The following is a 20,668-nucleotide window of genomic DNA, read 5'->3' as shown; positions in this document are numbered from 1 at the left end:
TCCAGCTGCGGATTTCGCCGAGCTGCCGCTTCCGGTCCCGGGGTTTGGGTCTATGCTGCGGTTCGTGAAGTTCATCGCGCAGGAACCGAAACGGTCGGCGAACATCGCCAAGCACGGATTCGATCCGGCCCAGTTCGAGGAGGCCTTCAGCTTCGACCGTTACGCAACTGCCCCGACCAAGCCGAGCCGCACCGGCCGTGCGCGTTTCCTGCTCATCGGGACTTGGTTCGGCGAGGCCGTGGTCGTCGTGATCGTCTCGCCGCTGGGGACCGAAGCCTTCGACGTCGTGAGTGTCCGCCGCGCCAACCGGACGGAGAGATCCCGCTATGAAGCCCTCTGACCACGCCCCCGGCTATGTCCCGAACGCGGCCTATTCGCAGGCAGATTGGGACGTGGTGTCCGACAATCCCGAATTGACGACCGAACAGCTGGCCCAGATGCGGCTCGGCTCCGAAGGTCTGCCGCCGGACCTCGCGGCCGCCCTGGACCAGCGCGGCCGGCGCCCCGCGAAGGCGCAGGGCGTCCCCGTCTCGCTGAACGTCGATCCCGACGTGCTCGCCGCCTACCAGGCCGGCGGCCCCGGCTGGCAGGCGCGCATGAACGCGGCCCTGGCCGAGGGCATCGCGCGCGGCAAGCGGCGCACCAAGGCCGTCAAGCGCGGCTGATCGGCTCCGGCTCCAGATTGACAGGGATCGCCGCGGCATGGTCGGTGCCGCCAGCCTGAAGGACGACTCGATGACCGTGCGTGCCGACCCCCGCGACCGCCTGATCGTGGCCCTCGATCTCCCGAGCGTGCCCGAGGCCGAGGCGCTGATCGACCGGATCGGCGATGCCGCGACCTTCTACAAGATCGGCTACCGGCTGGGCTATGCGGGCGGGCTGGCGCTGGCCGAGCGGCTGGCGGCGCGGGGCCTCAAGATCTTCCTCGACCTGAAGCTCCACGACATCGGCAACACCGTCGAGGAGGGCGTGCGCTCGGCCTCGGGCCTGGGCGCCACCTTCCTGACCGTGCACGCCTATCCGCAGACCATGCGGGCGGCTCTGCGCGGGCGGGGCGCGAGCCTCAAGATCCTGGCCGTGACGGTGCTCACCTCCTACGACGACGCCGACGCCGCGGAGGCCGGCTACGGCCTGCCGGTGGCCGAGCTGGTCGCCAAGCGCGCCGCCCAGGCCGCGGGGATCGGCGTCGACGGTCTGGTCTGCTCGGCCGCCGAAGCGACCTCGGTCCGGCGGATCGTGGGGCCGGACCGGCTGATCGTGACCCCGGGCATCCGCCCGGCGGGCGCCGAGGCCGGCGATCAGAAGCGGGTGATGACCCCCGGGGACGCGCGCAAGGCCGGGATCGATCACGTGGTGGTCGGGCGCCCGATCACCGGCGCTGCCGACCCGCGCGCGGTCGCCCAGGCGATCGTCGCCGAACTGGCCTGATCCCCGGCATTGCCTTCGGGCAACCGGAATCCATCTCAACTCCGCAACCGATGAGGCGCAGGATGGCGAAGGGCTACTGGATCGCGCGGGTCGATGTCCGCGACGCGGAGGCCTACAAGGCGTACGTCGCCGCCAACGGCGCCGCCTTCGCCAAGCATGGCGGGCGCTTCCTGGTGCGCGGCGGCGCCTACGAGGCGGTGATGGGTCAGCCCCGGTCCCGCAACGTGGTGATCGAGTTCCCGAGCTACGCCGACGCCCTCGCCTGCTGGAATTCCGACCTTTACCAGGCGGCCAAGGCCAAGCAGCGCGGCGGAGTCGATGCCGAGATTTTGGTGATCGAGGGCTATGACGGCCCGCAGCCGAGCGTGTCCGAGCCCACGCCGGAAGCCGGACGGGCCTCCGAATAGGGTTTTCGGTCCCGGGCCTCGAAGCTGGTCTTCGTCTGACTGAGACCGTGTGAGGCGTCCTACGCCGATCCATCCTGGGGGGCGGTCCGCCTCGTCGGCGCAAGGCCCCGCAACAGGAAGGCCGTCATGGCCTCGAGCGAGGGCACCGGCTGGAGCGCGGTTTGCCCGACCAGCAGCGGATGCGTGTAGCGGGCGATGCCGGCATGGATGCAGGCGGCCGCTTCCGCCGGGTCGGCGGCCTCGAACTCGCCCCGGTCCACGCCCTCGCGGATGATGCGCTCGAACCCGGCGGTGACCCGGGCGATGTGGTGGCGGCAGACCTCCCAGCTCTCGCCCATGGCCGCCTCGACCATCTCGTGCAGCCGGGGAAATTCCTGGCAGCGCCGGGTGCAGTCGCGGTGCAGCAGGTCGATCGCCGCCACCAGCCGCTCGGTGGCGCTGAGGCCGGGCCGGGCCGCGACTTCCGAGACCAGGGCCTCGATCTCGCCGATCAGCCGCTCCAGCACCGCCTCGTTGATCGCCTTCTTCGACTCGAAGAACCGGTAGACGTTGGCCGGGCTCATCTTCAGCGTCCGGGCGATGTCCGCCACGGTGGTCTTCTGGTAGCCGATCTCGCGAAAATACGCCGCCGCCGTCGCCAGGATCCGGCAGCGGGTGGTGGGCGCGCTCTCCTCTGCGAGCAGGGGGGTCGGGGCATCCAGGGACATGCACCCTCAGTAGGGCACGGGCGCGGCGGGCGTCAAAGACCCTGGCTCGAGCCCTTGCGGAGGCCGGACGGCCTGCGGCGGGTCGGCGCGTGCGGAACCGTCCCCGGCCGCACCGATTGCCCCGGCATCCGGCCGTCTCCGAAGGCGGCGAGCGAGCGAGATGGGCAGAATGAACCTGACCGACAAACGAGCCCTGATCACCGGAGCCGATTCCGGCATCGGGCAGGCGACCGCGGAGCTGTTCGCCCGCGAGGGCGCGGACGTGGCGATCACCTACCACTCCGACGAGACCGGCATCCGCGAGACCGCCGCCCGGGTCGAGGCGGCCGGCCGCCGCGCCCTGGTGCTGCAGCTCGATATCGGCGATGCCGCCGCGGTGAACGCCGCCTACGATCGCATCGGCAGCGAGCTGGGCGGCCTCGACATCCTGGTGGCCAATGCCGGCCAGGCGATGAGCGGCATGCCGGTGGCCGAGATGGACGACTCGGTGCTGGAGCGGATCCTGCGGGTGAACCTGATGGGCCCGCTGTTCTGCGCGCGCCCGTTCATCGGGATGCGCCGGGCGGAGGGCGGCGGCGGCAAGATCGTGTTCGTCTCCTCCGTGGCCCAGCATCTGCCGACCCCCGAGAGCGCCCCCTACGGCATGTCGAAGGCCGGGCTCGGCTCCCTGTGCCGGAGCCTGTCGCGGGAGCTCGCCGAGGACCGGATCAACGTCAACAACGTCGCCCCCGGCCTGATCGAGACCCCGATGACCGCCGACCGCTTCGAGAAGACCGAGGTGCTCGATCAGTCCCTGGAGCGGATCCCGTGGCACCGCGCCGGTCAGCCGGACGAGATCGCCAAGGCGATCCTTTATCTCGCCTCCGGCGCGTCCGACTACGTCACCGGCCACACGCTGGTGGTGGATGGCGGCCTGACGATGCAGTGGGGCGGCGCCTGAAACGACGACGGGCGCCGGGTTTCTGCCCGGCGCCCGTCGCTGACCTCAACGCGTCGAAAAAAGGCCCGCCGGCAAGGTGCCGGTCGGGCCGATACCGATCGTGGGCTATGAGCCGAACTGCGAGCCGAGCTGCTCCAGATACTCGGCGAGATCGAGGCCGCCGACGCGCTTGCCGTAATCGAAGCGCATGCCCTGCTGGATGTCGATGCTGGCATCGCGCGTGGTCAGGGTGAACGGCCGAACGCACACCCAGGCCCCGTCGCGGCGATGCTCAAAGTAGCCGAGGATCTCGTGCTTGGCCATGTCCTGCCCTCTGGAAAGTGTTCGAGGACATAACGGTCAGGCTGCCGTTCGGTTCGCAGGGGCAGGACTGTTTTTCACGCGTGATCCGATGCGGATCGCGTATTCGTGCTCTGAACCTCGCCCAGCCCGTCTCCGTAGAGCTTGACTATAACAGGTCAAGGCGGCGCGCAGCCGCTCGCTTACCATCCGCGCGTTTTGGGTCCCGGAGCAGTGGTGTATCCGCTCCCTGCCGTCCGGGACCCATTGCCTCAGCGGTCGGCCTTCTCGCCGGCCGCGGTCAGCGCGAGGTAGCGCTCGGTCGTCGGCTTGATCAGCGCGCGCACCGCCTCCGCCATGCCCTGCTCCTCCTTCAGCGATTGCTGGAAGGCGGTCCGGTGGCCCTGCTGACCGGCCGCGTCGGCGATCGTGAGCAGCGACTCGTAGGCCGCGATCTCGAAATTCTCGAAGGCGTGGTTGGCGTAGGTGTTCTTCAGGATCTCGTCCTGGGCCGGCGTATGGCCCAGCGCCATCATGTTTCCGACGAAGCCCAGGAACCCTTCCTTGAGCGCCGACGGCCCGTCGCCCAGGCTCTGCAGGGCTTCCTCCAGGCGCTGGCGCTGGCCGTGGGTCTCGTCGATATGCCGGCGGAGGGCCTGCTCCGTCTCCGGGTAATGCTCCAGGCGTTCCACCTGCCGCTCCATGATCTGCAAGGCCTGCATCTCGACGGCGTGGGTGTTCTTCAGGGCCGTGACGTAGATCGAACGTGCGTCCAAGGTCATGCTGCTGGCTCGCGATTGGGGTGGATCGTGGCGATCCGGTCCCCAGGGCAACCCCGTATGCGCACGGCCAAGTTCCGGCCCAGGCTGCCCTATGGCAACCCCTCCTCCTGCAACGCCGTCCGCACCGCCGGACGCCCGCGCACGCGGCCGTACCAGGCCTGGAGGTTGTGCAGGTGGTCGAAGTGGATATCGGCCCGGTAATAGGAGGTCAGCCACGGGGCCTGTCCCCAGCCGGTGAGCGCGAACAGGTAGGCGTCGGCCACCGTGAAGGTATCGCCCAGGAGGAAGTCGTGCGCGGCGAGCTGCGCGTCGATCCAGGCATAGCGCGCCGCGAGCTTCGGCTTGGCGGTCTCGACCCAGCGCCCCGCCAGCCGGGCGTAGAGCAGGGGAACGAAGCCCTTGTGGATCTCGGAAGAAAGGAATCCGAGCATCTCCTGGAGGCGGTAGCGATCGACGCTTCCGTTCGGCGGGGCGAGACCCGCTTCCGGCTTCAAGTCGGCCAGATATTGCAGGATGGCGGGGCCCTCCCGCAGGACGGTGCCGCCGCCGAGATCGAGGGCCGGGACATAGCCGTACGGATTGACGGCGACGTAATCCGCGCCCGCCTCCGTCCTGTGCGTCGCGGGATCGACGCGGCAGAATGTCAGATCGAGGCCGAGTTCGTGGGCGATGATATGGGGCGCAAGCGAGCAGCTCGCGGGGATGCAATACAGTTTCATAGACAATCTCTGAAGACGTGCGGTAACGTCGGTGCCGGTATCGGTGGTGTCCTGAATTTTACGTAGCGCAGTCGAGACGATGTTGGGAAAACGCAGTAGTTTTAGTGCAGGGAACAAGAATTATACTTTGGGACATGTGGGGCCCGGCCGATGAGGGCGACCGTGACCGGGTGCTCCGTCGAGCACGCGATGCACCTGCTCGGCGGCCGCTGGCGCCGGCTGCTGGTGTCCTACCTGATCGACGGCCCGAAGCGCTTCAACGAACTCCGGCGCGACCTGCCGGGCATCTCGCCGCGGATGCTGACCCTGGACCTGCGCGCCCTCGAATCCGCCGGCCTGATCAGTCGGACCGTCTATCCGACGACGCCGGTGAAGGTGGCATATGCCCTGACCGAGGACGGGATGCGGCTGAAGACCGTGGTGTCCGTCGTCCAGGAATTCGGCCTGTGGTTGAAGCAGCGCGACGCGGCCTGAGCGGTTCCATCCGCCTCCCATCCTGTCCGGTGCGGTCAATGCAGGGATTGGTTCGCCGGCGCGCGCTGCCGGTCCGCAAGATGTTTGCCGATTTCGAGAAGCAGGGTCTCCGTCAGCGTGACGATGCGGGTATCGCCCAGGTCCGAGACGGCGTTGTGCAGGGACAGGCACAGGTCGGCGGTCTTGTTCAGGGCATCCTCGATCGTGTTGCCGTCCCGGGTCGCGAAGGCGATGCCGGCGGCCTTGCTGTCCGAGATCTCGACGACGACGCCTCGCCCCGTGGTCGGCCGGCCATTCTCGTCCAGGTAGAAATGGCCGCGGGTAAAGACCCAGCGCAGCCGCCCGTCCGGGGAGCAGACCCGGTACTCCGCGGTATAGGAACTGCCGGATTGCACGCAGTCCAAGATAACCTGCGAGATATGCGCCTGATCGTCGTGATGGACGGCCCGCATGATCTCGGCGAGGCTGACGCCGGCTCGCGACCGGGCCGGGCTGATGTTGAACAGCAACGCCGTGACCGGATCGGCCCGGGCGTCGTCGTTGGGGATGTCCCACATCCAGAAGCCGACGCCGCCGGATGCTTCGAGCGCCGCGATTAGTGCCGCCTCGGAGACGACATCGTCCGAATGGTCCACCTGGATATCCCCCGATATCGGTATCACGCTTTTTCGCCATGCCGGTTACTGGATCGGCATGGCCAATCAGGCGGGATGTATCAGAAATCGACCGTCGAATAGAGCGCTGTGGCAACAGCCGGGCCGGGTCCGCGTGCGGCGGGACACATCCGGATCCAACGATCGGCGGGTCGCCGCAGGGCCACCGCGCGGTCGCGGATCCCATCGACCCGACGGCCTTGAGACAGGCGTGATTCGTGCGGGTCCGGCTCCCCCGCCGCCGAGGCTGTGGCCGATACCTGTGGACCACACAAAGTACCGATAGATTTGCCTTTCAGAATCCAAACCTTTATAAAACAGCTCAATTCGCTTCAAAAAAATGAATTTAGGCTAGATCATGTCGGGACTGCGATACATTCTTCTCGGATGCTCGGCTCTATCGCTGGCTGTCGTGTTGGTCTTCTGGACCGTGAGCGGGCATGCGGGGGATCTGACCGTGTTTTTGGTGATGGCGTTTCTGGTCGCCAACAGCATCTATCTTCTGTTTTCCCAGCCAACATTGAAAGCGAGTTCCGTGTTCGACCGTGCGGCCACAGGGCTTGCTTTCGCGTCGCTCGAACTGCAGCACCAGGCCAAGGAGGCCAAGGTCCGGGAAGCCGAAGCCGAGCGGATTCGGGCGCAAGAGGCGGAGCAGAACACATCAAAACTGCGGGCGGCCGAGGAATTCATCAGCTACGTGCGCCAGAACCCGCTCATGCGGGGGCGGCAGGCGGTGGAGATCAAGCAGATCACGCTGCTCAGCGACCCGAAGAGCATCACGCTTCCGGCCCTCGAACTGCCCCGTCCCGCTCCGACGGAGCTGAATGGCCGGCACCACGCCGACCCGGTTACCCCGATCACGCCTCAGCCGCCGCCGCCCGGTGCGATGCCGCGTCTCGAGAACTAAGCGCGCGCCCCGCGACCCTGCCGGTCGCGGACGTGAACACCGATGTTTCCTCGATCGCGGCAGCGCCAGGGGTCGTCATGACGCCCGCAGAACCTTTGCGGGTCTTCGCGTTTGGCGGGTCGCACGCGCCCTGTAGGGAGTAGCCGGTCGCGAGCAGCATCGATCACCAGCGCGCGATTCGGGTCGGCGCCGTCGTCGAGGATCCGGTGCGACCCGACGAGGCGGATGGAGCGGACGGCGTCATCGTCCCCCGCCCCAGGATGAGATCGCCGGGGCACTGCTCCACGCCGCAACCGGCCTTCTCGGTCGCCAGCACCGTGGCCACCGGGTCACGGTAGCCGTGCCAGGCCACGGTGGGTGCGGCGGCTTGCCCCGCCCCACGGAGGCCAACGCGCCGGTGGTGAGGACGACGAAGAGCGGCCACCGCACGCGCATCATCGGAATATCCGGTCGTCGTCACGCCGCCCGACACGCCGATCTGCCATGGCGACCCCCCGGCCTTGCGCGAATCGTGTGCGCCCGTGATCCGCCCGTCAGGGCGATTCGAACTCAGATGCTTCGCCGCGTTGCGCGCTTGCTTACGCAGATCGCACAGGTCCTGTCCGGCGGCGGCGATTTGTGCCGTGGCACGCCTTGCCCCGTCCGGTGCCCCTGCCGCCACCTGTCCCGGCCGTCCGGGCGAGCGCCGCTCTCCCGTTTCGGAGGTCTCCTCGGCCACGGTGGAACCAACTTGGCGGTCCGCGGCTTCCTGAGCGGGTTCCGGGAAGGATTTGCTCCTCTCACGGCTCCGAGGAAAACAACCGCCCTCGACGGCGGATATGAGAGGAAATATCCTTTGCGCACCACGCTCATCACCGCAGCCCTGCTCGCTGCCTTCGGCGCCGCCGTCGCGTCGCCCGCATCCGCCGCGCCGATCGCTCCCGGTGCCGTCGCCGCCCCGGCCGACATCGTCTCGACCGTCCAGATGGACCGTATGGAGCGCCGCATGGAGCGTCGCCACATGGAGCGCCGGATGATGCGGCGTCACATGGAGCATCGCATGATGCACCGTCACATGCGCCACCGCATGATGCGCCGCGAGATGATGCACCGCATGTAGTCGATCGACTGGCCCCCGCCGGCAGACGCGTCGGCGGGGGCCCGGCTCTGCTTCAGAAATCCGCCGAGAGGGATGCCAAGAACGTCCGCGGCATGCCGTAGGTCAGAATGCTCGATCCTGCGGAACTCCAGTATCGTGTGCCGGCCGCGTTCTCGACGTTGAAGCGGGCTGTCAGCGGCGTTCCGTTCGCCGTGAAGCTGTAGCGGACGCCGAGATCGAGGCGCGTCCAGTCCGGGATCTTCTGTGTGTTCGCCTGATCGTAGTACTGGGCGGACGTGTAGATCACGCGCCCGGTCAGGGTCACGCCGCGCAGCGTCCAGGCCGGCAGATCCACCTCGCCGCCGAGATTGGCTTGCACGTTGGGCACGCCGGGCGCCACGTGGCCGTCGAAGCGGCCCGCCTCCGTCTTCACCAGCCGGCCGTCCGACAGCGTGAGGCCGCCCAGCACGCGAAACCCCTCGGCTGGCGCGCCGAAGACGTTCAGGTCGATGCCCTGGTTGCGCTGCTCGCCGTTCAGCCCGAAGATCTGGGTCTTCGGGTCGAGAATCCCGGATGGCTGCGTGATCTCGAAGAAGGCCAGGGTGAGCCCGACCGGGTCGAGATCGAGCTTGGCCCCCGTCTCGATCTGGCTCGTCACCACGGGCGGGAACACCGTTCCGGCATTGCGTGCGAGGTCGGGGACATCCGGCCCGAAGCCGAAACCTTCCGCGTAGCTGGCGTAGAGCGATAGCCGATCCCACGGCTTGACGATCAGCGCCGCCACCGGGGTCGAGGCCGGCTTGTCGTAGCGCGATGAGAAAAGGCCATTTGGCAGGATCGTGTCGCGTTGCGCGTTCTGGAAACGGCCGCCGGCGATGAGTTGGATGCGTTCGTCGAGGACGGACGCGGTGTCGGTGACGGCCAGACCGTCCAATCCGGACTGGGTCGTCAGCTGAAGCGGGGGCCTTGTCCGGTATGGGCGCGGGACGATGACTGGAACGTAGAGTGACGACGTGAATCGCGGGCCGGATGCGGAAGAGGACGGCTCCCGCGCCTCGTAATGCGTGGCGACGACCGCCACCGCATGGTCGATCGGGCCGGTCTGGAAGTGGCCCCTCAGGCCGGTCTCGCCCGACCACTGGCCGTTCTCGACGGATATGGTCGTCGCTTGTTGCGACAGCGTGCCGGACGCGCGTGTGATGCTGCTGCGCGTGGTGAAGAAATCGCGTTGCGTCGCCGAACCGCCGACGGCGCCGAACAACGTGATGTCCGGCGTGATGTCGAATTCCGCCCGCAGGACGGCGAACTTCTGATCAATGTTCGAGCGCTCCCATGGTTGCTGCACGTTGCGGCTCAGGCGTGGCGCGCGCGGGATCCGGACTCCCGGAAGAACAGAGAGGCCCGAACTCTGAGCGTCCAGGTCGAGGTGCTGATAGCCAGCATCGAGGCTGAGGCGGAGCGCGTCGCCGCGGAGATCAAGGCCCAGCGTCAAGGCGCCGAGGTTCTGGTTCTGGCGATCGATCGGGGTCGGCCCGTCGCGGTAGACGCCGTTGATCCGGACGCCGACAGCGTTGCCCTCTCCGAAGCGACGGCCGACATCGAACGTCCCGCCGACATTGCCGCGCGAGAGGTATTGCGCCGTGACGCGCGTCAGGGGCGTCTCGGTTGCGCGCTTGGGGACGAGGTTGACCACGCCCACGGCGCTGCCCGAGGGCGGGAAGCCGTATAGGAACGAGCCCGGCCCGCTCAAAACCTCGACGCGCTCGATGCCCTCGATCGCCGGCCGGTAGACGCTCGCGATGCCGTACAGACCGTCGAATGCCGTATCTCTCGAGATGACGACGAATCCGCGGATGAAAAGGTTCTGTTGTGAGCCGAAGGGCGGCTGTTGTTCGCGGACGGAGGCGTTGTTCGCTAGGACGTCGCCGACCGTCAGTGCCTGCTGGTTGCGGATCAACTCCGCGGTGTAGTTCGATTGTGTGAACGGCAGGTCGAACACGCTGCGATTGCCGAGGAAGCCGGCACGGCCGCCGCTCGCGACTTGCCCGCCGGCGAACGGGGCCGGGGGCTGTCCGATCGTACCGGTCGGCGGCGGCGAGCTGGGATCCGGAGCAGTTCCGCCGTGGGACTCCACCGAAAGTTCGTCGAGCAGCATCGCCGGCTGTGCCGCTGCAGCTTGGCTCATCACGGCCATCAATACTGCTGTCAGCAAGACTTGGATGAAAGGACCGCGGTCCGACGGAACTCGATGACTCCGTTTTTGAACGAATAATTTGTATAAACTCAAAGATTGTTTGATCATTCTGTCGACGCAGCCCGCTCACGAAGACGTTTTCGTGCGTCGTTCGCTTATAAGGCGCGCAATAAAATCCAAAATCTCAAGTCATTGATTTGAATTATTGCAATTTATGTTGCGGCGGCATCTACGTTATCGCCAAATCAAGATATAATCATCGAAATTTTACGATAAAATATTTAAAGATCTCATGCAGAAAATGAGCACAAAATAAATTGGTGTAAAAAATATTTTTACTGAGGCATGTCTGTGGACAGTTCGCTGGGACACCTTTTTCTCCGACTGACGAGGCGGCGGATTTCGTCAGCGCCGGCATATGGAGCGCCAGTGGCGGCCATCCGGGTACGCCCGAGCTTCGGCGCAAGCGCAGGCTCCAGAGCGATCCGACCGGGATGGCCGATGGTTGGGCCGTTCGCACGCACGCTGTTCAGTCCATGGCTCCGACGCGCTGAATGGACATCCCGCGAACGGGTGCCCCCGCGCTCTCGGGGCGACCCGCGGATGGGTTTTCCGCGCTACGAGTCTCGACCGGCAGGCCGAGCCGATCGAACCATCTGGGCCGCAACGCGTTTCAAGCCTCCGATAGGAGACAGGTACGATGAAAGCGTTTTTGGCAGCGGTCGCCGTCGGTTTCGGCGTGATGTCCGCGCTCGGGCCGGCTCTGGCTCAACGCGGCCCCGATTACGGCTATGGCGATCGGGATTACGGCGGCCGGGATCGCGATGACGATTACCGGGGCCGCGACCGCGGCTATCGGGACCGCGGCTACGGCGAGCGCGCCTATGGCGGCTTCGACGAGCGCGAGTATCTGCGCTGCAACCCCGATGTCCGCCGGGCGATCGCGAACGGCCAGATGGAATCCGGCGCGGCCCATTACCGGACCTTCGGCCGCCGCGAGGGCCGTCGCCTGAGTTGCTGATACGCCGCGCGCATCGTCCCGAAAGGCGGCCTCCGGCTTTCGGACACACGACGATGGGGACGAGACGGACAGCGCGTCGTGCCGGTTTTCGATATCCCGGCCGACGCGCTAGCGCGATCGGGCTCGGTCGCGCAGCAGATTGAGGATCAGCGCGGTCCAACCGGTCTGATGCGAGGCGCCGAGCCCCCGGCCGGTATCGCCGTCGAAGAACTCGTGGAACAGCAGAGCCTCCTCGGCGCCGGGCGCCGGGGGAATCGGTGGCCGCGCCCCGAACGCGGGCCGGCGCCCCGTCGGATCCTTGGCGAACAGGGCGATCAAGCGATCCTCCAGGGCGTCGGCGATCGCGCTCAGGGTGCACATCGCCCCTGAGCCGGTCGGGTATTCGACCACGAACTCGTCGCCGTAATAGGTGTGGAACCGTCGCAGCGCCTCGATGATCAAGTAGTTCATCGGCATCCACACCGGCCCGCGCCAGTTCGAATTGCCGCCGAACATGTTCGAGGTCGAGTCGGCCGGGTCGTACCGGACCGTGAAGGAGGCGCCCAGCTCGTTGAGCACGTAAGGCGCGTCCCGGTGGACTTTCGACAGGGAGCGCACGCCGTAGGGCGAGAGGAACTCAGCCTCGTCGAGCATGCGCCGCAACAGCGCCTTCATCCGGTGCCCACGCAGTAGCGACAGGAGCTTGCGGTCCTTCACGCCGCCCTCGTTCCAGCGCGAAACCAGGCGGGCCAGGTTCGGCCGGTTCTCCAGCGCCCAGTTCAGCCGCCGGGCGAAGTCCGGCAGCCGCTGGAGCACGGAGGGCTCGATCACCTCCACGGCGAAGAGCGGCACCAGCCCGACCATCGAGCGGACCCGTAAGGGGAGCATCCCGCCGCCGGGGATGTCGACCTCGTCGTAGTAGAATTCATCGACCTCGTCCCAGAGGCCGAACCCCTCGCCACCCCCCTGCCCGCCCATCTCGGTCATCGCCTCGGCGATGAGCAGAAAGTGCTCGAAGAACTTCGAGGCGGTGCTCTCGTAGACGTCGTTGTGGAGCGCTAGCTCGAGGGCGATGCGCATCATGTTGAGGGCGTACATCGCCATCCAGGCGGTGCCGTCGGCCTGGTGGACCACCCCGAAGCCCGGGGGCGGTCGCGACCGGTCGAACACCCCGACATTGTCGAGACCCAGGAAGCCGCCCTGGAAGACGTTGCGCCCCTGCGCGTCCTTGCGGTTCACCCACCAGGTGAAGTTGATCAGCAGCTTGTGGAACACGCCCTCCAGGAAGGCGAGGTCGCCGCGCCCGCCCCGGCGGTCCCGGTCGATCTCGAACACCCGGTAGGCCGCCCAGGCATGGACCGGCGGGTTGGCGTCGCCGAACTCCCACTCGTAGGCCGGGAGCTGCCCGTTCGGGTGCATGTACCATTCGCGGGTCAGCAACAGGAGCTGCTTCTTGGCGAAGTCCGGGTCGAGCAGAGCCAGCGGCAGGCAGTGGAAGGCGAGGTCCCAGGCAGCGAACCAGGGATATTCCCAGGTGTCGGGCATCGACAGCACGTCGGCCGCCGCGAAGTGGCGCCACTGGCTGTTGCGGCCCCCCTCGCGCTCCCGGGGCGGGACCGGCTGGAGCGGGTCGCCCTCCAGCCAGCGCCGCACGTCGTAGCAATAGAGCTGCTTTGACCAGATCAGGCCGGCGGCGGCCTGCCGGAAGATGGTGCGGGCATCCGGGTCCGTGATGCCGTCCTGAAGCCCCTCGTAGAACGCGTCCGCCTCGGCCACGCGACGCCGGACGACGGCACCCTCGGTGTCGACCGGGCGCACCCTTGAGCCGGCCGACAGGCGCAGGCGGATTTGGGCAGTGGCGCCGGGTTCGAGCCGCAGGGCGTAATGCAGGCCGAGCTTCGTGCCCGCATCCCGGCGGATCGCCGCGGTCTCGCCCTCGACGATCGCCGCGTGCAGGCCGTCCTTGAACGGGCCGGGCGCGTCGGGCTGGGCGCCGTGCAGCCGGAGGTTGGTGTCGTTCTCGCAGAACAGCAGCTCCGGCGTGCCGTCATAGGCTAGCCGATAGGGGCCGAGCCGCGGATGCGTGCAGGTCGCGCCGCCCTCGGGATCGGCGGCGATAAGCGGGCGGCCCTGCCCGGCCTGCCAGGACCAGGTGTTGCGGAACCAGAGCTGCGGGATCAGGTGGAGTTCGGCGGTCTCCGGGCCCCGGTTGAGCGCCGTGACGACGGCGTGGATGTCGTCGGCATCCGCCTTGGCGTATTCGACGGTGATGTCGAAGAAGCGCCCGTCCTCGAAAATACCGGTTTCCTCGATCTCGTATTCCGGCTGGTCGCGCCCGCGCGCCAGGTTCTCGCGCACCAAAGCCTCGTAGGGGAACGGCGCCTGCGGGTAGCGGTAGAGCAGCTTGAGGTAGGCGTGGCTCGGGACCGCGTCGAGGTAGTGGTAGACCTCCTTGACGTCCTCGCCGTGGTTGCCCTCCTGGTTGGTCAGGCCGAACAGGCGCTCCTTCAGGATGCGGTCGCGGCCGTTCCACAGGGCCAGCGCCAGGCAGAGGCTGCCGCGCTCGTCGCAGATCCCAGCCAGCCCGTCCTCGCCCCAGCGGTAGGCGCGCGAGCGGGCCTCCTCGTGCGGCAGGGCCCGCCAGGCATTGCCGTCCGGGCTGTAATCCTCCCGCACCGTCCCCCATTGCCGCTCGCTGAGATACGGACCCCACAGGGACCAGGCCCGGTCCCCCCGCCCCTGCTCGGCGATTCGGCGGCGCTCCGCCCAATCCACGGAGTCATCCCCATGCGGACTCATCGGCCGTGCCCCGGCTGGGTGGTGGCGGGCGGCCTGCGGCCAGGCGGTGGAGGAGCGGTCATCGATCTCGATGGGCTGCGACGGATGTGGCCGCCCGATGCATCTTCGAAGCCACGCCACCTGAGGTCGGCGAACGCCGAGACCTCTCCGGCAGGATCGGGACGGCGTCACAGAAGGCCGGCGCCCATCATCCCTATGCGTGTGGCCTTGACGGCGCGGCATGTTGAACTGAGGGTCGGTCCCACGTCGCCGCAAGCTGATAGACGTTTTGTAAGTCCGGCCGAAATGTCGCGTGCGGATGGCGGTGCGAGTTCATCTTCGAACGCGGGGGCGGATATGAAGACAATACTTTCTTTGGCGATTGCCGGTCTGTTGACGATCGGTGCCGCACAGGCCAAGGACAGGAGCGGGCCGGTGAAGATCGGTATCTCCGCCGGCGTGACCGGGCCGTATGCGGCCTTCGGGGTGCAGGTGAAGAACGGCGCCAGTCAGGCGATCGAGGACATCAACAAGGCCGGCGGGATCAAGGGCCGGCTGTTCGAGCCCGTCTATGGCGACGATGCCTCCGACCCGAAGCAGGGCGTCTCGGTAGCCAACAAGCTCGCCGCGGACGGCGTGACGATGGTCGTGGGCGCGTTCGCGTCGAGCGTGTCGATCCCGGCTTCCGACGTCTATCTCGATGCCGGCATCATCCAGGTCACGCCGTCCTCCACCAACGTGAAGTTCACCGAGCGCGGGATGTGGAACACGTTCCGCACCTGCGGTCGCGACGACCAGCAGGGTGTGGTCGCCGGCGCGTATCTGGCCAGTCACTTCAAGGACAAGAAGATCGCCTTCGTCCACGACAAGTCGCCCTACGGAAAGGGGCTGGCCCAGGAGACCCAGATGACGCTCAAGGCCAAGGGCGGAAAGGCCGTGCTGGTCGAGGGCATCAACCCGGGCGAGAAGGATTTCTCCGCGCTCGTCTCCAAGCTGAAATCGGCCGCGATCGACGTGGTCTATTACGGCGGCTTCCACACCGAGGCCGGGCTGATCCTGCGCCAGATGCGCGATCAGGGCCTGAAGGCGACCCTGGTCGGCGGCGACGGCCTCGCCCCGAAGGAGTTCGTGCAGATCGCCGGCGACGGCGCCGAGGGCACGCTGATGACCTTCTCGCCCGATGCCCGCAAGAACCCGAGCGCCCAGGCGGTGGTCGCGGCCTTCAAGGCCAAGAACATCGATCCCGACGCCTACACGCTCTACGCCTATGCGGCCGTGCAGGTGCTGGCCAGGGCCGCAGCCGAGACCGGCTCCACCGAGGGCAAGGTGCTGGCCGACTGGCTGCACCAGGGCAAGACGATCGAGACCGTGGTCGGCCCGATCGCCTACGACAAGAAGGGCGACCTCACCCGGCCCGATTACGTCCTCTACGCCTGGAAGAAGGGCGCCGACGGCCGGATCGACTACGCGGGCAACGAACTGGCGCCGTGAGGCCGGCAGCCGATCCCCGCCGTGACCCGCGCGCCGCCGCACCGGTGGCGCGCGCTTTGGAAAGCCCCCCACAGGCGTCGCAGCGCCGTTTTCGATCCGGGAGCGTATCGTGAGAGCAACCCTGACGTTTTGTCTTCTCGGGCTCCTGATGGTGGGCCCCGCACAGGCACAGGAGAAAGGCGGGCCGGTGAAGATCGGCATCGCCGCGCCCCTGACCGGGCCCTACGCGGCTTTCGGGGCGCAGATCCGGAACGGTGCCGGCCAGGCAATCGAGGATCTGAACAAGGCCGGCGGCCTCAAGGGCCGGACGTTCGAGGCCACGGTCGGCGACGACGCCTCCGATCCGAAGCAGGGCGTCTCGGTGGCCAACAAGTTCGCCAGTGCCGGCGTGACGATGGTGGTCGGAACCTACAATTCCGGCGTGTCGATCCCGGCCTCGGACGTCTATCTCGACGCGGGCATCATCCAGATCACCTCAGCTTCCACCAACGTGAAGTTCACCGACCGCGGGATGTGGAACACGTTCCGCACCTGCGGGCGGGACGACCAGCAAGGTGCGGTCGCCGGCACCTATCTGGCCACGCACGTCAAGGACAAGCGGGTCGCCTTCGTTCACGACAAGACCCCCTACGGCAAAGGTCTCGCCGACGAGACCCTCAAGGCGTTCAAGGCCAAGGGCGGCAAGGAGGTCATGGTCGAGGGCATCAACCCGGGTGAGAAAGACTATTCGGCGCTCGTCTCCAAGCTGAAATCGGCCAACGTCGATGTCGTCTATTACGGTGGTTACCACACCGAGGCCGGGCTGATCCTCCGGCAGATGCACGATCAAGGCCTGAAGGCGATCGTGGCGGGCGGCGACGCCGTGGCCGACAAGGAGTTCGCACAGATTGCCGGGCCGGCCGCCGAGGGCACGCTGATGACCTTCCCGGCCGACCCGCGCAGGAACCCGAATGCCAAGGCGGCGGTGGCCGCGCTCAACGCCAAGGGCATCGATCCCGAAGCCTTCACCCTGTACGCCTATGCGGCGGTGCAGGTGTTCGCCAAGGCGCTGGCCGAGACCGGCTCCAGCGACGGCAAGACGCTGGCCGACTGGCTGCACCAGGGCAAGCCGGTCGACACCGTCATCGGCCCGATCGCCTACGACAAGAAGGGCGACATCACCCGGCTCGACTACGTCATGCACGTCTGGACGAAGGGCCCCGACGGCAAGATCGATTATGCCGGCCACGAGTTGACGCCGTAAGGACGCCGCGCTTTCGGGGCTCCGCGCCCCGAACCCCGCCAAAGGGCCGCGGGCCCTTTGGGATCCCTGGACCGATGCGTGGATCCGGTCGAAGCGCGTACCTCTATCGGGCGAACCACCGAGGAGCGCCGAGGCTTTATGATCTTCCTTCGCGTCCCGGCGCGCAGGGGAAAACCGATGTTCGACTTCAGCCAGCTCCGGTGCTTCGCCGCCGTGGCGGAGGAGCTGCATTTCGGCCGCGCGGCCGCCCGGCTGAACATGACGCAGCCGCCCCTGTCGCGGCAGATCCAGGTGCTGGAGCGGATCCTCGACGTACAGCTCCTGGAGCGTACCAGCCGCTCCGTCCGGCTGACCGCGGCCGGGCGCAGTTTCCTGCCGGAGGCGCAGCGCATCCTGCGGCTGGCCGAGACCGCGACCCACGTCACCCGCCAGGTGGCGGCCGGGCGCGCGGGGGTGCTGAAGCTCGGGTTCACCGCGGCCTCGGCCTACGATTTCCTGCCCCGCCTCGTCACGGTGCTTCGGCGGGCGCTGCCCGACGTCACGCTCGCCTTACGCGAGATGGTCAGCCAGGATCAGCTTGAGGCGCTGCTCGCCGGCCGCATCGACGCCGCCCTGGTCCGCCCGCCGGTCACCCATCCGGACCTGATCGCCGTCCGGGCGCTCGCCGAGCCGCTCGTTGCGGCGCTGCCGGCGGGACATCCTCTGGCCGCGCGCGTGCAACTCACCCTGGCCGACCTCGGCGGCGAGCCGATGATCGCCTACGCGCCAAACGAGGCCCGCTACTTCAACGACCTGATTCAGGGCCTGCTGGCCGAGGCCGCGGTGGAGCCCCGGATCGTGCAGCGCCTTACCCAGATCCACGCGATCCTGGCCCTGGTCCGGGCCGAGCTCGGGATCGCCCTGGTGCCGGCGGCGGCCGAGCGCCTGCGCTTCGAGGGCGTGGTGTTCCGGCCGCTGCTGCTGCCGGCCCCCCGCCCCGCCGAGCTGGTCCTGGCCTGGCGGCGCGGCGCGGACGAGCCGCTGATCGCCCGGCTGGTCGCGATCCTGACGGAGATGCCGCCGGCTTGATCGATGCGCGGGCCGCATCGATCGATCCAGCCTTTGGCTTTGACCTTCGGCGGAAAGGCTGCGCCTGATAGCCTGACGGCACGCAGATGCCGAGACGCTCCGGAGGAATCGCCATGGACAGCCTGACCAACCGCTTCAAGGCTGCCCTCGGAAACGGGCGCCAGCAGATCGGCCTGTGGTGCAGCCTCGCCAGCCCGATCTCGACGGAGATCGTCGCCGGTGCCGGGTTCGATTGGCTGCTCCTCGACATGGAGCACTCGGCCAACGATCTGCGGGATATCTATTTTCAGCTCCAGGCCATGATGGAGAACGCCACCAACCCGGTGGTGCGGGTGCCGAGCGACGATCCCATCACCATCAAGCGCATCCTCGATGCCGGCGCGCAGTCGTTGATGATCCCCAATATCGACGATGCCGCGCAGGCCGAGCGGGTCGTGGCGGCGACGCGCTACGCGCCCCGCGGCATCCGCGGCTTCTCGCAGGCCCCCCGGGCCGCCCGGTTCGGCCGGATCCCCAATTATCACACCCGCTGCGAGGCCGAGATCGTCGTGATCGTCCAGGTCGAGTCGCGCCGCGCCCTGGACAATCTGGACGCGATCGCGGCCGTCGAGGGCGTGGATGGCGTCTTCATCGGGCCCGGCGATCTCTCCACCAGCCTCGGCCACCTCGGCCAGCAGGGCCATCCGGAAGTGGTGCGCACCATCGAGGACGCGATCGGCCGGATCGTGAAGGCCGGCAAGCATGCCGGCATCCTCACGCCGAGCGAGGAGCTGGCCAAACGCTACATCGCGGCCGGCACCCGGTTCACCGCGGTCGGCTCCGATCTGGGGCTGCTCGCGCGCAACGCCGAGGCGCTGGCCGGGCGCTTCCGCACCGCGGGCTGAGCGAGGAGCATCCGATGCAGGCCGAGATCGACATCCCGACCCAGGATTACCCGACGCTTGTGCGCCCGGCCGGGGACGCGCCGCGCACGATCCGGCTGAGCGCGCACGACAACGTCGCGATCGTGGTCAACGCCTTCGGGCTGCCGGCCGGCACGACCTTCCCGGACGGGCTGCGGCTCACCGAGTTCGTGCCGCAGGGCCACAAGGTGGCGCTCACCGACATCCCGGAGGGCGGGGAGGTGCGCCGCTACGGCGAGGTGGTCGGCATTGCCACGCAGGACATCCCGCGGGGCGCCTGGGTGGAGGAATCCCGGGTTGCGACACCCACCGCCCCGTCCCTGGACGCGCTGGAGCTCGCTACCCGGGTGCCGGCCCCCCTGGCGCCGCTTGAGGGCTACACCTTCGAGGGCTACCGCAACCCGGACGGGTCGGTGGGCACCAAGAACATCCTGGCGATCTCGATCAGCGTGCAATGCGTCGCCGGCACCCTCGACGTGGCGATCCGCCGGATCAAGCAGGAGCTGCTGCCGCGCTTCCCCAATGTCGACGACGTGGTCGGCCTGACCCACGCCTATGGCTGCGGCGTCGCCATCAACGCCCCCGAGGCGGTGGTGCCGATCCGGACCCTCCAGAGCCTGGCCCAGAACCCGAATTTCGGCGGCGCCGTCATGGTCGTGGGGCTGGGCTGCGAGAAGCTCGTCTCGGAGCGGCTTCTGCCCGACGGCGGCGCGGCCGGGGATGGGGTGGTCCGCCTCCAGGACGAGCGCCACCAGGGTTTTTCCGCGATGCTCGACAGCATCCTGGCCATGGCGGAAGCCCGCCTGGAGGTCCTGAACCGCCGCACCCGCGAGACCTGCCCGGCCTCCGAGCTCGTGGTCGGCCTGCAATGCGGCGGCAGCGACGCCTTCTCGGGCGTCACCGCCAACCCGGCGCTCGGCTACTGCGCCGACCTGATCGTGGCCTGCGGCGGTACGGTCCTGTTCTCCGAGGTCACGGAGGTGCGCGACGCCATCCACCTCCTGACCCCCCGGGCCAGGACGCCGGAGGTCGCCCAGGCCCTGATCCGCGAGATGGCCTGGTACGACGCCTATCTCGCCAAGGGCGAGGCCGACCGCCGGGCCAACCCGTCGCCCGGCAACAAGAAGGGCGGCCTCAACAACATCGTCGAGAAGGCCCTGGGCTCGGTCGCCAAGTCCGGCACCGGGGCGATCGCCGGGGTGCTGGCGCCGGGCGAGCGGGTTCGCGAGAGGGGCCTGATCTTCGCTGCGACTCCGGCCAGCGACTTCGTCTGCGGCACGCTCCAGCTTGCCTCGGGGATCACCCTGCAGGTGTTCTCCACCGGCCGCGGCACGCCCTATGGCCTGGCCCAGGCCCCGGTGATCAAGGTCGCGACCCGAACGGAGCTGGCCGAGCGCTGGTCCGACCTGATCGACCTCGATGCCGGCCGCATCGCCACCGGCGAGGCCACGATCGAGGAGGTCGGCTGGGAGCTGTTCCACCTGATCCTCGACGTGGCGAGCGGGCGCAAGCGGCCCTGGTCCGACCGCTGGGGCCTGTTCAACGACCTGACCCTGTTCAACCCGGCGCCGATCACCTGAAACCCGGGCATGCGCGGCACGGCGTCGCATGCCGGGCC

General features: G+C 67.9%; 22 protein-coding genes. 14 read left to right on the top strand and 8 right to left on the bottom strand.

Features of this window, described 5'->3' with window-relative positions; translation table 11 throughout:
* Positions 1-52 precede the first annotated feature (52 nt).
* The 4 genes from MKK65_RS20475 (at position 53) to MKK65_RS20460 (ending at position 1,835) form a co-directional block, all read left to right on the top strand.
* On the top strand, positions 53-340 hold the full coding sequence (locus MKK65_RS20475; protein WP_058193135.1) for a BrnT family toxin: 288 nt from the start codon (positions 53-55) through the stop codon (positions 338-340).
* Complete coding sequence (locus MKK65_RS20470) at positions 327-665, top strand: BrnA antitoxin family protein (protein WP_243959972.1); 339 nt, start codon at positions 327-329, stop codon at positions 663-665. The genes MKK65_RS20475 and MKK65_RS20470 overlap by 14 nt, the downstream gene beginning before the upstream one ends.
* Before the next feature lie 70 nt (positions 666-735).
* Positions 736-1,428 (top strand): orotidine-5'-phosphate decarboxylase, encoded by a 693-nt coding sequence (gene pyrF, locus MKK65_RS20465; RefSeq protein WP_243960021.1) that lies wholly within the window; start codon positions 736-738, stop codon positions 1,426-1,428.
* A 62-nt stretch (positions 1,429-1,490) separates the two neighbouring features.
* The gene (locus MKK65_RS20460; protein ID WP_243959971.1) at positions 1,491-1,835 is read left to right on the top strand and encodes a DUF1330 domain-containing protein; all 345 of its coding nucleotides are present in this window, start codon (positions 1,491-1,493) and stop codon (positions 1,833-1,835) included.
* Between the two features lie 59 nt (positions 1,836-1,894).
* On the opposite strand, the gene MKK65_RS20455 is transcribed toward MKK65_RS20460, so the two are convergent.
* Positions 1,895-2,542 carry a TetR/AcrR family transcriptional regulator gene (locus MKK65_RS20455; RefSeq protein WP_243959970.1) on the bottom strand — a complete coding sequence of 216 codons (648 nt, stop codon included), beginning with the start codon at positions 2,540-2,542 and terminating at the stop codon, positions 1,895-1,897.
* Between the two features lie 169 nt (positions 2,543-2,711).
* On the opposite strand from MKK65_RS20455, the gene MKK65_RS20450 reads away from it, so the two are divergent.
* A complete protein-coding gene (locus MKK65_RS20450; protein ID WP_058193139.1) occupies positions 2,712-3,482 on the top strand; it encodes an SDR family NAD(P)-dependent oxidoreductase in 771 nt (256 codons plus the stop codon).
* 105 nt (positions 3,483-3,587) lie between these two features.
* Here MKK65_RS20450 and MKK65_RS20445 read toward each other — a convergent pair whose 3' ends face one another.
* The 3 genes from MKK65_RS20445 to MKK65_RS20435 form a co-directional block, all read right to left on the bottom strand.
* Positions 3,588-3,785, bottom strand: coding sequence for a hypothetical protein (locus MKK65_RS20445; protein ID WP_058193140.1), 198 nt, complete (start codon positions 3,783-3,785; stop codon positions 3,588-3,590).
* A 248-nt stretch (positions 3,786-4,033) separates the two neighbouring features.
* Entirely contained in the window at positions 4,034-4,543 is a 510-nt protein-coding gene (locus MKK65_RS20440) for a ferritin-like domain-containing protein (RefSeq protein ID WP_243959969.1), read from the bottom strand.
* Positions 4,544-4,632: 89 nt separating this feature from the next.
* Positions 4,633-5,262 carry a glutathione binding-like protein gene (locus MKK65_RS20435; RefSeq protein WP_243959968.1) on the bottom strand — a complete coding sequence of 210 codons (630 nt, stop codon included), beginning with the start codon at positions 5,260-5,262 and terminating at the stop codon, positions 4,633-4,635.
* Positions 5,263-5,412: 150 nt separating this feature from the next.
* Between MKK65_RS20435 and MKK65_RS20430 the strand changes: the two genes are divergently transcribed.
* Entirely contained in the window at positions 5,413-5,736 is a 324-nt protein-coding gene (locus MKK65_RS20430) for a winged helix-turn-helix transcriptional regulator (RefSeq protein ID WP_243959967.1), read from the top strand.
* Between the two features lie 35 nt (positions 5,737-5,771).
* Here the strand turns inward: MKK65_RS20430 and MKK65_RS20425 are convergent, their stop codons facing one another.
* A complete protein-coding gene (locus MKK65_RS20425; protein WP_058193144.1) occupies positions 5,772-6,371 on the bottom strand; it encodes a PAS domain-containing protein in 600 nt (199 codons plus the stop codon).
* 433 nt (positions 6,372-6,804) lie between these two features.
* Here MKK65_RS20425 and MKK65_RS20420 point away from each other — a divergent pair, with 433 nt between their 5' ends.
* Positions 6,805-7,296 (top strand): hypothetical protein, encoded by a 492-nt coding sequence (locus tag MKK65_RS20420; protein WP_058193145.1) that lies wholly within the window; start codon positions 6,805-6,807, stop codon positions 7,294-7,296.
* A gap of 163 nt (positions 7,297-7,459) precedes the next feature.
* Here MKK65_RS20420 and MKK65_RS20415 read toward each other — a convergent pair whose 3' ends face one another.
* A complete protein-coding gene (locus MKK65_RS20415; RefSeq protein ID WP_243959966.1) occupies positions 7,460-8,014 on the bottom strand; it encodes a hypothetical protein in 555 nt (184 codons plus the stop codon).
* Between the two features lie 117 nt (positions 8,015-8,131).
* Here MKK65_RS20415 and MKK65_RS20410 point away from each other — a divergent pair, with 117 nt between their 5' ends.
* On the top strand, positions 8,132-8,395 hold the full coding sequence (locus MKK65_RS20410; RefSeq protein WP_058193147.1) for a hypothetical protein: 264 nt from the start codon (positions 8,132-8,134) through the stop codon (positions 8,393-8,395).
* Positions 8,396-8,447: 52 nt separating this feature from the next.
* On the opposite strand, the gene MKK65_RS20405 is transcribed toward MKK65_RS20410, so the two are convergent.
* Complete coding sequence (locus MKK65_RS20405; RefSeq protein ID WP_243959965.1) at positions 8,448-10,559, bottom strand: TonB-dependent receptor; 2,112 nt, start codon at positions 10,557-10,559, stop codon at positions 8,448-8,450.
* Positions 10,560-11,268: 709 nt separating this feature from the next.
* Between MKK65_RS20405 and MKK65_RS20400 the strand changes: the two genes are divergently transcribed.
* A complete protein-coding gene (locus tag MKK65_RS20400) occupies positions 11,269-11,589 on the top strand; it encodes a hypothetical protein (RefSeq protein ID WP_058193149.1) in 321 nt (106 codons plus the stop codon).
* Between the two features lie 108 nt (positions 11,590-11,697).
* On the opposite strand, the gene MKK65_RS20395 is transcribed toward MKK65_RS20400, so the two are convergent.
* Positions 11,698-14,367: an MGH1-like glycoside hydrolase domain-containing protein gene (locus MKK65_RS20395; protein ID WP_243959964.1), complete on the bottom strand. Its 2,670-nt coding sequence runs from the start codon at positions 14,365-14,367 to the stop codon at positions 11,698-11,700.
* Between the two features lie 336 nt (positions 14,368-14,703).
* Here MKK65_RS20395 and MKK65_RS20390 point away from each other — a divergent pair, with 336 nt between their 5' ends.
* The 5 genes from MKK65_RS20390 to garD all read left to right on the top strand — a co-directional run bounded on the left by MKK65_RS20390 (position 14,704) and on the right by garD (position 20,630).
* Positions 14,704-15,837, top strand: coding sequence for a branched-chain amino acid ABC transporter substrate-binding protein (locus MKK65_RS20390; protein WP_243959963.1), 1,134 nt, complete (start codon positions 14,704-14,706; stop codon positions 15,835-15,837).
* A gap of 148 nt (positions 15,838-15,985) precedes the next feature.
* Positions 15,986-17,080, top strand: coding sequence for a branched-chain amino acid ABC transporter substrate-binding protein (locus MKK65_RS20385; protein WP_243960020.1), 1,095 nt, complete (start codon positions 15,986-15,988; stop codon positions 17,078-17,080).
* Positions 17,081-17,257: 177 nt separating this feature from the next.
* Positions 17,258-18,148, top strand: a complete 891-nt coding sequence (locus tag MKK65_RS20380) for a LysR family transcriptional regulator (protein ID WP_243959962.1) — start codon at positions 17,258-17,260, stop codon at positions 18,146-18,148.
* A 113-nt stretch (positions 18,149-18,261) separates the two neighbouring features.
* Positions 18,262-19,032, top strand: a complete 771-nt coding sequence (locus MKK65_RS20375) for an HpcH/HpaI aldolase family protein (RefSeq protein WP_243959961.1) — start codon at positions 18,262-18,264, stop codon at positions 19,030-19,032.
* A gap of 14 nt (positions 19,033-19,046) precedes the next feature.
* Positions 19,047-20,630, top strand: coding sequence for a galactarate dehydratase (gene garD, locus MKK65_RS20370; protein WP_243959960.1), 1,584 nt, complete (start codon positions 19,047-19,049; stop codon positions 20,628-20,630).
* Positions 20,631-20,668: the final 38 nt, after the last annotated feature.

Source organism: Methylobacterium sp. J-001 (assembly GCF_022829565.1).
GTDB lineage: Bacteria > Pseudomonadota > Alphaproteobacteria > Rhizobiales > Beijerinckiaceae > Methylobacterium.
This window is presented reverse-complemented; position numbering and strand designations above follow the sequence as displayed.

Bases quoted from the DNA above. Each gene is read 5' to 3' on its own strand.
- MKK65_RS20450 (WP_058193139.1), top strand. From the start codon at position 2,712: ATGAACCTGACCGACAAACGAGCCCTGATCACCGGAGCCGATTCCGGC.
- MKK65_RS20470 (WP_243959972.1), top strand. From the start codon at position 327: ATGAAGCCCTCTGACCACGCCCCCGGCTATGTCCCGAACGCGGCCTAT.
- MKK65_RS20380 (WP_243959962.1), top strand. From the start codon at position 17,258: ATGTTCGACTTCAGCCAGCTCCGGTGCTTCGCCGCCGTGGCGGAGGAG.
- MKK65_RS20440 (WP_243959969.1), bottom strand. From the start codon at position 4,543: ATGACCTTGGACGCACGTTCGATCTACGTCACGGCCCTGAAGAACACC.
- MKK65_RS20455 (WP_243959970.1), bottom strand. From the start codon at position 2,542: ATGTCCCTGGATGCCCCGACCCCCCTGCTCGCAGAGGAGAGCGCGCCC.
- MKK65_RS20395 (WP_243959964.1), bottom strand. From the start codon at position 14,367: ATGAGTCCGCATGGGGATGACTCCGTGGATTGGGCGGAGCGCCGCCGA.
- MKK65_RS20375 (WP_243959961.1), top strand. From the start codon at position 18,262: ATGGACAGCCTGACCAACCGCTTCAAGGCTGCCCTCGGAAACGGGCGC.
- MKK65_RS20390 (WP_243959963.1), top strand. From the start codon at position 14,704: ATGAAGACAATACTTTCTTTGGCGATTGCCGGTCTGTTGACGATCGGT.
- MKK65_RS20475 (WP_058193135.1), top strand. From the start codon at position 53: ATGCTGCGGTTCGTGAAGTTCATCGCGCAGGAACCGAAACGGTCGGCG.
- MKK65_RS20430 (WP_243959967.1), top strand. From the start codon at position 5,413: ATGAGGGCGACCGTGACCGGGTGCTCCGTCGAGCACGCGATGCACCTG.
- MKK65_RS20400 (WP_058193149.1), top strand. From the start codon at position 11,269: ATGAAAGCGTTTTTGGCAGCGGTCGCCGTCGGTTTCGGCGTGATGTCC.
- garD (WP_243959960.1), top strand. From the start codon at position 19,047: ATGCAGGCCGAGATCGACATCCCGACCCAGGATTACCCGACGCTTGTG.
- MKK65_RS20435 (WP_243959968.1), bottom strand. From the start codon at position 5,262: ATGAAACTGTATTGCATCCCCGCGAGCTGCTCGCTTGCGCCCCATATC.
- MKK65_RS20460 (WP_243959971.1), top strand. From the start codon at position 1,491: ATGGCGAAGGGCTACTGGATCGCGCGGGTCGATGTCCGCGACGCGGAG.
- pyrF (WP_243960021.1), top strand. From the start codon at position 736: ATGACCGTGCGTGCCGACCCCCGCGACCGCCTGATCGTGGCCCTCGAT.
- MKK65_RS20385 (WP_243960020.1), top strand. From the start codon at position 15,986: ATGGTGGGCCCCGCACAGGCACAGGAGAAAGGCGGGCCGGTGAAGATC.
- MKK65_RS20445 (WP_058193140.1), bottom strand. From the start codon at position 3,785: ATGGCCAAGCACGAGATCCTCGGCTACTTTGAGCATCGCCGCGACGGG.
- MKK65_RS20405 (WP_243959965.1), bottom strand. From the start codon at position 10,559: ATGAGCCAAGCTGCAGCGGCACAGCCGGCGATGCTGCTCGACGAACTT.